Below are 13,850 nucleotides of genomic sequence, written 5' to 3'. Positions count from 1 at the left end.
ATGATGGAATCGCGGCTAATTGTATACGCTTACATTAATGCGAGACTAAACTGAATAAGGAGCATATCTACATGAAAATACGTTTTTTACAAAAAAAACTAGCTTTGTTGGTACTGTTCTCCATGGTCTTTTCTTTACTCCTCGTTCCTGCGGCAGGCAGAGCAGCGGATGTTGAGGTAGATGTTACTTCTCTCCCAACCAGTGCAGATGCTGCTATCGTTATAGATAGCACTAAGCCTGAGGTAGCGGATACGAACTACGACAACAGAACGAATTTGGGGAGTTCGACGTTAGGATTATACAGCCTTTCAACCAGCTCCTCGAAAAAGACAGAGGTTTACTTCAAGTTTGATGTGTCTACCGTATCTGATAGTACATACAAATATTATTTGCAAGTGTCTGCGAAAAAAGGCAGCAGCGACACCGACACCGCCCTTCAAGTGTATGGTCTATTGAATAATTCATGGCAAGAATCAACGATAACCTGGAATAATGCTCCTCAGACAGATTTATCAGCCATGAATCCATTAGGGCAATTTATTGTGAATCAGGCTAATTCAGCTAAACCGATTTTATACACCGTAGACGTGACGGATTATGTAAGGCAGCATCTCTCCGGCCAGAATGTTTCTTTCATTATTGCTTCAAATTCAACCAATTCCGTTAACGTATATTCGAAAGAGAACACTTCAGCCTCCAACCCTGAGCCACAGCTCTTGGTACGGCGTGTTGTTCAAAGCGATACTACCCCGCCAATATGGGGTCAAAATGCAGCCTTAAAATCAATTAATTTGGGCATGGACTTTGTTCAATTAACCTGGCCGGCAGCCATCGATGATAGTGCGGTATCGAACTATAAGCTTTATCAGAATGATGTGCTGCTAAGCAATGTGACAGGGAATACATACACCGTTCAAGGGTTAACTCCGAATACAAGCGTTACATATAGCGTTTACGCAGGAGATGCGGTAGGCAATTACTCGCTGACACCTCTTACCTACAACGTAACGACATTGTCTGCTCCAGTTACACCTCTGCAAGTCGTAGAAGTCAATGCAAGCAGCAGCGATGGAAACGTTGAGAGCAACACGCTCGATAACAACTTGTTCAGCCGCTGGTCAGCATCAGGTGACGGGCAATATGTGATGTTTGATTTAGGGCAGCCGAAGAACATTGGCTACGTGGGCATTGCTTTTTACAAAGGCGATCTGCGGACCACGCTCATAGATATTCAAACATCAAACGATGCGCAAACCTGGACGAATGTATTCACTGGAAACAGCCGTCCGAATACGGTAGATATGCAAGCTTTTGATATCCCGGATACACAAGCTCGCTTCGTTCGCATCATTGGACACGGGAACTCCGATGGCAGTACGTTCACAAGCTTAACGGAAGTTATGATCTATCCACCGTTCCCTTCAGGTGATACACCGGTAGCGATTGTCCCCAATATTACGCCAACAGCGCCGTCAGGGACGCTCCCTTTTACAAAGCCGGGATTAACGAATCCAGATGGGTCTGCACATGCCGTGCACTCGCCTCATCAGGTAACCGGCGCTGCACTTAACGTGCTGAGCTTTGGCGCAGACCCGGCGGATAATGCCCAAGATGACCGCATTGCCATCCAAAACGCGATAGATGCCGCTACAGCCGGCGACGAGGTGTTCATTCCGAATGGTGTTTATAACTTAATGACATCCCCGGATGGATTTATCAATTTAAAACTGAAGTCAGGCGTCAACCTGCGGGGGGAAAGCGAGTCGCAAACGATTTTGAAATCAAGCATTGATGATGTTAAAAATAGTTCTGTGCTGAAATCATCGAGTCAACATGATATTTTGATTTCAAATCTGACTGTTACTTCCACGTGGAATCGTGCCTTTTCATTGGATCATGTGATCAATAATCCGGCTGCCGGAGGGCCTGACAGCATGATTGCTATCGCCAATTATGGCGAGGATCCCTCCTATCATGTCACCGTTGATCATGTCACTGTGGAGCGTTTTCGGCGTATGGCCATTCGCATTGAAAACAGTCACGATGTCGTGGTGCGTCATGCGACTTTCCGCAATGCAACGGACTTAGGCGGCGGCGGTGCCGGATATGGTACGTCCATTCAAGGGATGCCGAAGGTCGATAGGCTCGGTTTTGATAACGATACGTATTGGAACGTAGTGGAAGATTCCACGTTTGAAGGGCCGTATCTACGTCATGGATCCCTCATTCAAAACGTAGCGCATAACAACGTACTGCGAAACAATCACTATAAGAACACAAAGCTGGACGCGATTGATCTCCATGGTGAGTTGGAATATTTGAACGAAGTTTATGGCAATACCGTTGAGGATATTTTTACCGGCGGCGGCGTAGGGCTTGGGAATACTGGCGGGACGGCTCCAAGCAATCATAGTAGAACAGGACCTCAAAACTACATTCATGACAATGTGATCCGCAATGCGCGTGAAGGAATTGTCGTCACCATGGGCACTCCGGATACACGGATTGAACATAACATCATTGAAAATACAACGACTGTCAACAATGGTGTAGGGATCAACATTTTAAACGGGCCAGGAACACGCATCGAAAATAACATCATTCGCAACAACACGGCTTCCGGTTTCTGGGGGATTTTGCTTGAACACGACAACGGGGATCAAAATGCCGGGGGTGTCGGCGCTGGTGACCCTCAAGACGTACAAATCATAGGCAATACCATCACTGGAAACACGAATGGAATTCAGCTCCAGAAGGGTACGAACATTTCTGTTATCAAAAATATTTTAGATAATCCAGGTACGAATTATTTGAAAGCGAGCGGCGTGACGGCGACGGAAGTTTGGCCTTCTACGACAACGCAAAACACAAACGGCAGGGAAGACAAAGGCGCATCTCCTTACAGCTCCGCGCCTGGAGGCCCGATTTCAACACCTTCCGCTAAGTTAGGGACTGAAGTGTCGGAAGTAAACGGCAAAACGATAGTTACAGCTTCGGTAGATACACAGGCGCTTGAGGCGATCACCAAAGCACAAGGGGGCGGACCAGTCACACTTGCGGTAGAGACACCCGGCAGCACGGAGCAGGTGCAGGTCAACTTGACGCAATCCGCGCTTAATAAGCTGCTTGAAGTGCCATCGGTGAGGATCGATTCGTCAATAGGAGGCCTCAAGCTCCCTGTAAGGCAGCTGCTTTCAGAACAATTCTCGACGCTTCAGGTTGCTATCACCACCAACGATTCCGCTTCGGCCCAAGCCCAAGCTGCCGGACTTCAAGTTGTGACTTCGATGGATTTCGCCATGAAAGCAGTTCTGAGCGATGGTCAATCGGTAGACATCCATGACTTCAATCAGTATGTGCCATATACGCTGAAAGTAGAGAATGGAACACTTGCTGAGCGTAACTTGGCTGCCGTCAGGGTTGTATTAGATGCTAATGGCAATGTCAGCTATGAGCCGGTTCCATTTACCGTTCAAGCAGGGGAAGTTACCATTTACGGTCGTGCAAACGGCACGTTTATACTGATCGAAGATCAGGTCTCCTTCGGGGATACAGCCACACACTGGGCGAAGAACGAAATTGAGCAAATGGCCAACAAATGGCTCGTCCAAGGCATTTCCAAAGAGGAGTTCCGTCCGGATCAACCCGTTACCCGCGCAGAATTAGCAGCAATGATTGTACGGACACTGGGCATCAAGTCATCAGGGGATGACACTTCTTTTAAAGACATGAACGCTAAAGAATGGTACAACAATGCTGTAAACGCCGCTGTGAAAGCAGGCATTATTACTGGCTACGAGGACGGGACGTTCCGTCCGGAACAAACGATCTCCCGCCAGGAAATGGCGGTTATGATGAGTCGCGCTTTACTGGCAGCGGGGTACAACGAGCAAAAAGCCCAAGGGGAGGCGCCTTCCTATGAAGATCAAAAGCAAATTCAGCCATGGGCGCAAGAGGCGATCGATCACCTTGGAAAGTTAAAGCTAATGGAAGGCACAAGCTCATCTTCATTTGATCCCGATAGGGAAGCTACACGGGCGCAAAGCGCTGTCATGCTGCTTCGGTTACTGCAAGTACTGACTTTTACAAATTAACGCAAAGTTAAATAAGCTATGACGGAAGGCTTCGACTGAAGTGCTTCCGTCATAGTTTTTTTATTTGATGGCAGTTATCCAGAAAAATCCAATGGTTAAAAAAGGGAATATCCTGGTTTTTGCAGAAGTTACAAGGGGTAAGAATTTGAGTGGTTGTAGGTGTAGGAGGAGCTATGTTACTAGAGAAATTATTTCTGAACATCCTGATTGTCCTTGCTCCTGTTTTATTGCAGAGCGTCTTTGGCGAACGTTGGAGTTACGCAAAATCTCCCATTGTGATGGGGCTGTTGTATGGAATGGCATCCTCGCTTTGTCTGCTTTTTTCTTATGAAGATCTTAACTTATTTTGGGATTTGCGCTACGTTCCTATGGTCATAGCAACTGTGTATATGGGACGGAAAGCAGGCTTGATTAACTATGTGATGATCATTATGACGCGTACGTACCTTGGTGGCGATGCGCTTTTGTTCGGATATATCAGTATGACGATTGCGTTCTTAATTCCCTTGCTTGCTTCGTTCAAAACCAACGCTTTGACAGGGAATTCGCGGATTAAAGCCACTATTGTGGTTGCCCTGGGGCCGCTGTTTGTCATGCTCATGATATTAATTTCGTACTCATTGTTTTCTGGCGAACCTCTGGATTATCGCATGATTCCCGCCATTATTGCTTTCGGTATCCTCACAATTTTGGGAGCTTGGTTCTCCACCATGCTGCTGGAATTGAATGAAGAGCATGCCAAAATGAAGGTGGAAATTCAAAAAGCCGAAAAAATGAAAACCTTAGGTGAACTTGCTGCTTCTATCGCTCATGAGGTTCGTAATCCACTAACGGTTGTAAAAGGGTTTCTCCAGCTCATGCGCCCGAGCGAACTTGGCAAAAATCAACAGTACCTAACCATTGCCATGGAGGAGCTGGAGCGGGCCGAGACCATTATTAGCGATTATTTGAATTTCTCCAAACCTAAGCTAACGAAGTTGGAATCCTTTTCTTTTTCGGATGTGCTAACGAATATCCTGATCTTGCTAACACCGATGGCGATGAAAAATGGGGTAGAGCTTACTTGTCATGTCGATGAACACATCTATATTCATTCCGATAGAGGGCAATTGCAGCAAGCGCTGGTGAATGTGATTAAAAACGCGATTGAAGCTACGCAGGCGAATGGTGAAGTACAGGTACGTTTGACGGGGATGGTTGGTGAAGTGCAGATCAGCATTTGCGATAACGGCAGAGGAATGAGCAAAGAGCAGCTATCCCGCATCGGCCATCTGTTTTATTCCACGAAGGAAGTCGGGACGGGACTTGGGACAGCTGTTACTATCCGAATCATCGAGACAATGAACGGCAAAATTGTTTATGAGAGTGAAGAAGGCGTAGGAACGACAGTAACCATTACCTTACCCCTGCAGCAAAATTAACGATTATCGATTTTTTCCGGATACATATCGTGGTGCATTAACCGGTGCTCGGCCATCGCTTCAAACTTCGTACCGGGCTGACCCCAGTTGCAATACGGATCGATCGAAATGCCGCCGCGCGGAGTGAATTTCCCCCAAACCTCAATATATCGAGGCTCCATGAGCTTGATCAAATCATCCATGATAATGTTGACACAGTCCTCGTGGAAATCGCCGTGGTTGCGGAAGCTGAACAGGTACAGCTTGAGAGACTTGCTCTCTACCATTTTGATATTCGGAATATAGGAGATGTAGAGGGTTGCGAAATCCGGCTGTCCAGTGACGGGACACAGGCTCGTGAACTCAGGGAAATTAAATTTGACGAAATAATCCCGGTTCGGATGTTTGTTATCGAATGCTTCCAGCACCGTCGGATCATAGTTGAACACATACTTCGTTCCTTGATTTCCGAGGAGGGTGATCTCTTTTAAATCTTCATTGCTTCTACCAGCAGACATGATGAGTCCTCATTTCATAGTTTTTTTCCACATAAGAATTAAAAAAGTTCCGGCAATCTCAGATAGAACAAATTCTTATTGGCGATAAAAACAACCTCTGAACGAGGTCGCTCAGCTTCGAATGACTTCGATGGAAGTTTTTATCATAGAGGGAGTTTGCGAACCTCTTCTAGGAGCAAATAGTACCATAACTGCCGCAAAAATGCATCTCTGAGAGATTGGGATTTCGTGGAGAAATTGTCCGCACTTACAGATACCACTGAGGGGACAGGAATGGTAAAATAGATGGATATGCCTTTTATTATGGGATGGAGGTTCGTTAGCTTTGAAAGCCTATCAGGAATTGCTACAAGATATATTGGCAAACGGCACTAAAAAGGAAGACCGAACAGGGACGGGGACATTGTCCGTATTTGGGAGGCAGATGCGTTTTGACCTCTCTGAGGGATTCCCGCTTGTGACGACGAAAAGAGTGCCATTTCGGTTAATCGCCAGTGAAATGCTCTGGTTTATTAAAGGAGATACGAATATTCGATATCTGCTGCAGCATAACAACCATATTTGGAATGAATGGGCTTTTAAAAAGTGGATTGAGAGCGCAGATTATACAGGACCCGATATGACGAATTTTGGGCTGCGTTCTCAGCAGGATGAAGCTTTCAAGGTTCAGTATGACGAGCAAATGGCGAGTTTCGTGGAAAAGGTGCTGAATGACGAGTCGTTTGCGAAGCAATACGGCGAGCTCGGAGATGTGTACGGCAAGCAGTGGAGAGATTGGACGACAACGCAGGGCGGAACGATTGATCAGCTCAAAGAGGTCATCCATATGATCAAAACGAACCCGGATTCGCGCAGGCTCATCGTCTCCGCTTGGAATCCTGAGGATGTGCCGAGCATGGCGCTGCCGCCGTGTCACACGATGTTCCAGTTCTATGTGGCGGGCGGCAAGCTGAGCTGCCAGTTATATCAGCGCAGCGCCGACACGTTCCTGGGCGTTCCTTTTAACATTGCAGGCTACGCGCTGCTTACGCACCTAATCGCACAAGAGTGCGGACTAGGCGTAGGGGAGTTTGTCCATACCATTGGCGATGCTCATATTTACACGAATCATATCGATCAAATTCATACGCTTCTGAGCCGTGAACCGAAGGAATTGCCAACGCTGAAGCTGAATCAAAATGTGGCATCGCTGTTCGATTTCGATGTCAGCGACATCGAGTTGATCGGATACAATCCGCATCCAACGATCAAGGCGCCAGTAGCGGTATAGACGTGTTACGAAAGGAGGTTTGCACCGGCTATGAGTATTTCATTTATTTTTGCCATGGACCGCAACCGTGCCATTGGTGTGAACAATACATTGCCTTGGCACTTGCCAGGTGATCTGAAATTTTTTAAAGCTGTGACGATGGGTCACCCGATTCTAATGGGGCGCAAAACGTACGAATCCATCGGAAGGCCGCTGCCAGGCAGACGCAATGTGATTCTTACGCAAAATACGGAGTTTCGGGCGGAGGGCTGCGAGATCATTCACTCCGTCGATGAAGCCGTTCAAGAGTTCAAAGATCAAGAGCTTTTTGTCATCGGCGGCGCGGAAATATTTCGCCTGTTCGCGGAGAAGGTTGACCGGATGTACATAACATTCATCGAGCACGAGTTTGAAGCGGACACGTACATGTCGGAGCTGGACTTGTCCGACTGGACCTTGGTCTCCAGCGAACAAGGGGAACGGAACGAGAAAAACCCGTACGAGTATTACTTCCGGATTTATCAAAGAGCATAAAAAAGGCCCTGAGTTCAGCGTCAATCCTGACGGAGAACTCAAGGCCTTTTTTTATAGCCGGATTAGCGGCGTTTTCTTGTGAACGAAACGATCAAGGATAATGCCCCAAGCACAACAGCTACAATGGAAAGGTACAGCGGTGTTTTGGAGCTGGAACTGCCGCTTTCAGCAGCAGCTTGGCCAGCAACGACGTTTCCGTGGCTGTCTGTGATAGCGCCCGCTTTGGCTTTCACTGTCGTAACGGAAGCAGGCTTGTCTGAGCCGTCTGCGCCGACCCATTCCACGACGCTGCCGTCTTTGTAGGTTTGGTAAGCTTTCCAAACGATTTGAGTAGCCGTGTCTGCTACTTTACCCTGCATATTGAAATCACCGAACTCCGTGCTCGCGAGTCCGTCTCCGCTTGCTTTCCAGGTAACGCCGGTAATTTTACCAGCGGAATCTTTGGCGACTTCGTATGTCCAGCCGGCTTTTGGCTCAAAACGGGAAACGGCGACGGAGTCCATCGGGAACTTCACTTCCACTTTTACTGTAGGAATATCTTTCTCGGATGGCACACGAACCGTAAACATCTCGTAGCTGCCTTGTGTGGCTTCTTTGGGATAAACCGTTACGTGAGCGCTGGCGACGCCAGCGATTAGCAGCATGGAACCGATCAGCAGGATACTTGCGTTTAACATCAATTTTTTAAACATGGAACATTTTCCCCTTTCGAATCAACTCTTCTCATGTTGTCCATGTTACTTGTTTGGTAAGCATCTGAGTATGGCTCGAGTGGGCTATTTTTTCGACTAGTTTTGTCCTTTTCGTGTCAAGCCGTGCTTAATGGCGAATCCGGTTAGCTGAACCCGGTTCTCAAGCCCGAGCTTAACCAATATATTTTTCATATGATTTTTGACGGTATGCTCCGAAATGAGCAGTTTCTCAGCAATCTGCCGATTGTTGTCTCCCTGGGCGACATAGGCGGTGATTTCCTGCTCCCGAGAGGTTAGCATGCTCGGTGTTGGACCTTCCGCCAAATTCCCAACCGGTGCCCGAAACCGCTGGAAAAGCTTGTCCGCCATCCCCCGGGCGGCATCGGAATTGTCGTCGAGCAGGGCACGAAGATAGGTAAGCCATTCATCAGGGTCCATATTTTTGAGTAAATAGCCCTGGGCTCCAAACTGCAGGGCCGTGAAGAGGTCGGCCACATCGTCGGAAACCGTCAGCATGACGATTCGGATCGTCCCATAGGCTTGTTTGATGCGCCGTGTAGCTTCAAGTCCATCCATAGGAGACATGTGAATATCCATCAAGACCACATCGGGCGCGACTTCACCACACAGCACAATCGCAGCTTCACCGCTGCTGGCTTCCCCCACAATTTCAAAGTCGGCCACTGGCTCCAGCATGCTGCGGATCGCTTTTCGCGCCAAGGGATGATCATCTACAATAAGTACACGGAAGGGTTGCGCGGATGTCAAAATCAGTTCCTCCTATCTGCGGCTTGCACAGTCAGTTCGGTTCCGGTTGTGTCTCCGCTTCCTGTTCCTGCTCGTCCTTTGTCGGTATCTCTTGCCTTAAATTCGAAGGTAGCGCCTAGTTCAGACGCTCGTTTCTGCATCAACTCAATGCCATACTTTTTGCCTGCTGCTTCAGCATGCTGAAGTCCACGGCCATTATCCGTAATCTGCAGCTTCCAGGCATCTGGCTGAGCTTCCAGCAAGATTGTTGCTTCCGTTGCCATCGAGTGCTTGCGAATGTTCGTAAAGGCCTCCTGGATGATGCCGAAAAGCTGTACCTCCTCTGTGGGAGTGAAGCTGTTCTCCTCAATTTCCAGCTTCTCCTGCAGCTCAATGCCTGTCACCATCCGCCAGTCGTGCAGAAATTTATGGATACGCTGCTCAAGGCCAGTCCCTTCTTCAGGCGGCGTGCGGAGATTGAAAATCGCCTGCCTGAGCGAGTTGTCGATTTCCGATACGGCGGCTTTGGCTTCCTCCAAATCACCTTGCTTTAATTTGACGTTGAGGAAAAAAAGCGTCTGAGCCAAGTCGTCATGCAGCTCTCTGGCAAGGCGCTCCCGCTCTTCGTAGACGGCTCTGCGGGCTTCGCCCATGGTAAGCTGCTCATTGCTGCGTTCAATGCTTTGAAACATCCACGAAGCGAAGAGGTACGAGAGCAGCAGCGTAATCACGGTAATGGAGAAGTTGCCGGCTTCCATCGTTAAGTAATTTAACAGGAATTCATGGCGTATATATTCAAAGCCGCCGATGATGACCACAGGTACGAAAATGGTGAAAAGTTTAAAAAGACGAAGAGACATCAGTTCATTTCCACTCCTTACATAGCTCATTATTTGGAACGGATACTATTATAACAAATAAATGTTAGAGATCTTCACAATAAATTAGGCAAAATGCTTCTCAAGTCACGCACACGTGTGCTACATTGTAAATAAATCGTGGCACGAATGGAAAGGTTGTGTGTATACCACATGTGGAAATCATTGCTGGAGCAGCGGAAAAGCTGGGGCGGATACATAGGCTTTATCTTGCTTCTCCATATATTAGGCCTTATTGGACTTTATTCGGTGGCCAAAACGTCTCCTGCTTTTTGGGGGATCGGACTGCTTGCCTATACGCTGGGCATGCGGCATGCCTTTGACGTCGATCATATCGCGGCCATTGACAATACCGTGCGTAAGCTTGTTCAACAGAAACGCAACCCCTTAGGCGTCGGTTTTTATTTCTCGTTAGGCCATTCTTCGGTCGTCTTCCTGATGTCGATTGTGACCGCTTTTTCGGTGACATGGGCGGAGCGTGAGCTTCCATGGATGCAGCGTTTCGGAGGCGTTATCGGCGCTTCGGTATCCGGGCTTTTTCTAGTTATCATTGGTGTCATTAACTTGATTATTCTAATAAGCTTATATAAGCTATTCGTCAAATTTCGCGGCGGCAAGCAGGATGACAATGAGTTTGAAGAACTGTTGGAATCCCGCGGCTTTATTGCCCGCATGATCAAACCGTTGTTCTCTTTCATCAGCAAAAGCTGGCATGTGTATCCGCTAGGTTTTCTCTTTGGTTTGGGCTTCGATACAGCAAGTGAAATTGCGCTGTTAGCCATTTCCGCCCATGCGGCCAAAGACGCCATTCCGTTCATCGGCGTCATTTCACTCCCGCTGTTATTTGCAGCAGGCATGAGTCTATTTGATACAGCTGACGGGATGTTCATGACTAAGGCCTACAAATGGGCTTTCCATACGCCCGTGCGCAAGCTTTATTACAATTTGACTGTAACCGCTTTGGCGGTCATTGCCGCTTTAATTATTGGTGTCATTGAGTTGGGTCAGGTGCTCTCGGAAGAGTTCGGCATGGAAGGCTCCTTCTGGACTTGGCTGCAGGATATTGATTTCGGCACCTTGGGCTTCATCCTCGTCGCCCTGTTCGTCATTGCATGGATTGTCTCCATTGCGGTGTGGAAAGGGATGAAAATCGAGGAGCGCTGGCGTGCAAAAGTTTAGTTCTAAAGTTTGAGTAGTAAGTCATTTAGACTAGCCTCGGATCAAATTCCGGGGCTTTTTTGTTGTGATGGTGAACAATGGAATATGAATATTTTCTAAAGGTTATCATAGAAAGAAGGATTTTGGCGAAATTCGTAGAATTAATTTGGTCTGATCTTTGAAACCATTTAGAGAAAGTAGGACTTATATGATTGAGTTTAAACATATTTCCAAGGTGTATCCTAACGGAACTGTGGGTCTGAACGACATTAATTTGACGATTCACCCGGGAGAGTTTATTGTCATCGTTGGCCTCTCAGGCGCAGGAAAATCAACTTTATTGCGTTCAATCAATCGCTTGCATGAGACGACAGACGGGGAAATTTTGATAGATGGCAAATCGATCACAAAAGCAAATGGTTCGGAATTACGCCGGATGCGCAGAGATATCGGGATGATCTTCCAAACCTTCAATCTCGTTAAGCGTTCCACGGTTCTTCGCAACGTTTTATCTGGTCGCGTAGGCTACCACTCCACATTACGTACTATCCTTGGTTTATTCCCTAAACATGATATCGAGCTTTCCCTGAAAGCACTGGAAAGAGTGAATATTCGGGAGAAGGCCTATTCACGCGCTGATGAATTGTCCGGTGGTCAGCAACAGCGTGTTTCCATTGCGAGAGCACTTGCCCAAGAAGCTAAAATCATTTTGGCGGATGAGCCTGTTGCTTCCTTGGATCCTTTAACGACAAGACAGGTTATGGATGACCTGAAACGCATTAACACGGAGCTGGGTATCACAACGGTTGTTAACCTGCACTTTATTGATCTTGCACGTGAATACGCAACGCGGATTATTGGGCTTCGTGCAGGTAAAGTCGTATATGACGGACCCGTTGCTGAAGCGACAGACGAGGTATTCTCCGAAATTTATGGCCGTGCCATTAAGAAAGATGAGCTGTTGGGGGTGCAGGAGGGATGAGTGTGACGTCTGTCAAAAGACCTCCTCGAACGAAGATTTATCTCACAGCCATCATCATGATCTTGTTCCTGATCGGAAGCATCTATCAGACGGACGCGACACTCTCGAAGCTGGTTACCGGAACACCGGAAATCCTCAAGTTCATTGGGGAAATGTTTCCGCCGGATTGGGCGTTTTTCGCTGATATTTGGAAGCCGATGGCACAAACTATCCAAATGTCCATTATCGGTACAACCGTGGGAGCTCTTTTCGCTTATCCCATGGCGCTTCTTGCAGCACGTAACGTAACCACATCGCCGTGGCTTTTTTATCCGGCCAGACTGATCATGAACTTGCTTCGCACGATTCCGGATTTGCTGTACGCTGCTTTGTTTGCGGTATTGGTAGGCTTTGGCCCGACAGCAGGTACGCTCGCGCTGATTTTCTTCACGTTCGGTATTTTGTCCAAGCTTGCATATGAATCGACGGAAGCGATTGATCCGGGCCCTCTGGAAGCGATGACAGCCGTTGGTGCCAATAAACTGAAGCTTATTCGTTTCGGTGTTCTTCCACAGGTCGCACCTACGTATCTTGCTCATTTCCTGTATACATTTGAAGTCAGCATCCGCGCCTCCGCGATCCTAGGTTTGGTTGGAGCCGGTGGTATCGGTTTGCTGCTCAAAAACACGCTGGATCTGTTCCGTTACGATCAGTCCTGTGCGATTGTCATTTACACGTTGATTGTTGTTGTCATTATTGATTTGGTAAGTACCCGGTTCCGTTCCTACCTGCTGAAGGGCAGCGCGAAGCCAATGTCAGAATCTCGTGCGCGTACTTACAAAATTGTAGGATGGGTCGCGGTTATCGCTTTGTTCATCTGGTCGTTGACAGGTCTGGAGTTAACAGGCTTTCAACCAACGACTTGGATTTTGACGAAAGCCATGATTACCGGCTTGTTTCATCCGGATTGGGCGTATGTCTATATTCCGGAAGGCGAAGATTTACTTCGTTCTTTACTTGAAACGTTGTCGATTTCCTACTTGGGGAACTTCGTTTCGGCGATTGTCTGTTTGCCGTTTGCCTTCTGGGCTGCAGCGAATATGAGCCGTTTCCGTGCCGTCTCGGGAACAGGGAAATTGTTCTTGAGTATTGTTCGTACGATTCCTGAAATTATTATGGCTTTAATCTTTATCAAAGCTGTAGGACCTAATGCGTATGCCGGGGTAATGGCTTTAGGATTGCACTCCGTAGGGATGCTAGGGAAGCTCTATGCCGAAGCCATTGAAAATATGGATATGGGGCCTACAGAGGCGATGAACGCCGTTGGCGCTAATATTTGGCAGCGGATGGCCTTTGCCGTCATTCCTCAAGTCATTCCTGATTTCATCTCTTATACGCTATATCGTTTCGAGATCAACGTTCGTTCCGCAACCCTGCTTGGAGTCATTGGTGCTGGAGGGATCGGTACGCCGCTTATTTTCGCGCTGAATGCGAGGCAGTGGCCGCGTGTAGGGATCATCCTGATCGGGATAATCATTACCGTCTCAATTATTGACTACATTTCAGGATCGCTTCGTAAACGCATCGTATAAAGCAACAGACGCCGCTAGCTGCGGCGT

At 47.7% G+C, this 13,850-nt stretch carries 11 protein-coding genes; 7 read left to right on the top strand and 4 right to left on the bottom strand.

Features of this window, described 5'->3' with window-relative positions; genetic code table 11:
- Positions 1-71: 71 nt before the first annotated feature.
- On the top strand, positions 72-4,094 hold the full coding sequence (locus AC3WTJ_RS26950; protein ID WP_492524440.1) for an S-layer homology domain-containing protein: 4,023 nt from the start codon (positions 72-74) through the stop codon (positions 4,092-4,094).
- A gap of 173 nt (positions 4,095-4,267) precedes the next feature.
- Complete coding sequence (locus AC3WTJ_RS26945) at positions 4,268-5,515, top strand: ATP-binding protein (RefSeq protein WP_492524439.1); 1,248 nt, start codon at positions 4,268-4,270, stop codon at positions 5,513-5,515.
- On the opposite strand, the gene queF is transcribed toward AC3WTJ_RS26945, so the two are convergent.
- On the bottom strand, positions 5,512-6,012 hold the full coding sequence (gene queF, locus AC3WTJ_RS26940) for a preQ(1) synthase (protein WP_492524438.1): 501 nt from the start codon (positions 6,010-6,012) through the stop codon (positions 5,512-5,514). The genes AC3WTJ_RS26945 and queF overlap by 4 nt on opposite strands.
- Before the next feature lie 325 nt (positions 6,013-6,337).
- On the opposite strand from queF, the gene AC3WTJ_RS26935 reads away from it, so the two are divergent.
- Together AC3WTJ_RS26935 and AC3WTJ_RS26930 are read left to right on the top strand one after the other, a co-directional pair.
- Positions 6,338-7,282 carry a thymidylate synthase gene (locus tag AC3WTJ_RS26935; protein ID WP_492524437.1) on the top strand — a complete coding sequence of 315 codons (945 nt, stop codon included), beginning with the start codon at positions 6,338-6,340 and terminating at the stop codon, positions 7,280-7,282.
- Between the two features lie 30 nt (positions 7,283-7,312).
- Positions 7,313-7,795 (top strand): dihydrofolate reductase, encoded by a 483-nt coding sequence (locus tag AC3WTJ_RS26930; protein WP_492524436.1) that lies wholly within the window; start codon positions 7,313-7,315, stop codon positions 7,793-7,795.
- Between the two features lie 62 nt (positions 7,796-7,857).
- Here AC3WTJ_RS26930 and AC3WTJ_RS26925 read toward each other — a convergent pair whose 3' ends face one another.
- The 3 genes from AC3WTJ_RS26925 to AC3WTJ_RS26915 form a co-directional block, all read right to left on the bottom strand.
- Complete coding sequence (locus AC3WTJ_RS26925; protein WP_492524435.1) at positions 7,858-8,487, bottom strand: YcnI family copper-binding membrane protein; 630 nt, start codon at positions 8,485-8,487, stop codon at positions 7,858-7,860.
- A gap of 96 nt (positions 8,488-8,583) precedes the next feature.
- On the bottom strand, positions 8,584-9,255 hold the full coding sequence (locus AC3WTJ_RS26920) for a response regulator (protein ID WP_492524434.1): 672 nt from the start codon (positions 9,253-9,255) through the stop codon (positions 8,584-8,586).
- A gap of 2 nt (positions 9,256-9,257) precedes the next feature.
- The gene (locus tag AC3WTJ_RS26915) at positions 9,258-10,094 is read right to left on the bottom strand and encodes a sensor histidine kinase (protein WP_492524433.1); all 837 of its coding nucleotides are present in this window, start codon (positions 10,092-10,094) and stop codon (positions 9,258-9,260) included.
- Positions 10,095-10,265: 171 nt separating this feature from the next.
- Here AC3WTJ_RS26915 and AC3WTJ_RS26910 point away from each other — a divergent pair, with 171 nt between their 5' ends.
- The 3 genes from AC3WTJ_RS26910 (at position 10,266) to phnE (ending at position 13,823) form a co-directional block, all read left to right on the top strand.
- Complete coding sequence (locus AC3WTJ_RS26910; protein WP_407871010.1) at positions 10,266-11,291, top strand: HoxN/HupN/NixA family nickel/cobalt transporter; 1,026 nt, start codon at positions 10,266-10,268, stop codon at positions 11,289-11,291.
- A 187-nt stretch (positions 11,292-11,478) separates the two neighbouring features.
- Positions 11,479-12,252, top strand: coding sequence for a phosphonate ABC transporter ATP-binding protein (phnC, locus tag AC3WTJ_RS26905; protein ID WP_492524432.1), 774 nt, complete (start codon positions 11,479-11,481; stop codon positions 12,250-12,252).
- Positions 12,249-13,823 (top strand): phosphonate ABC transporter, permease protein PhnE, encoded by a 1,575-nt coding sequence (gene phnE / locus AC3WTJ_RS26900; protein WP_407871012.1) that lies wholly within the window; start codon positions 12,249-12,251, stop codon positions 13,821-13,823. The genes phnC and phnE overlap by 4 nt, the downstream gene beginning before the upstream one ends.
- The last annotated feature ends 27 nt before the right edge of the window (positions 13,824-13,850 follow it).

It is taken from the genome of Paenibacillus sp. FW101-FHT12H11 (assembly GCF_058790355.1).
This window is presented reverse-complemented; position numbering and strand designations above follow the sequence as displayed.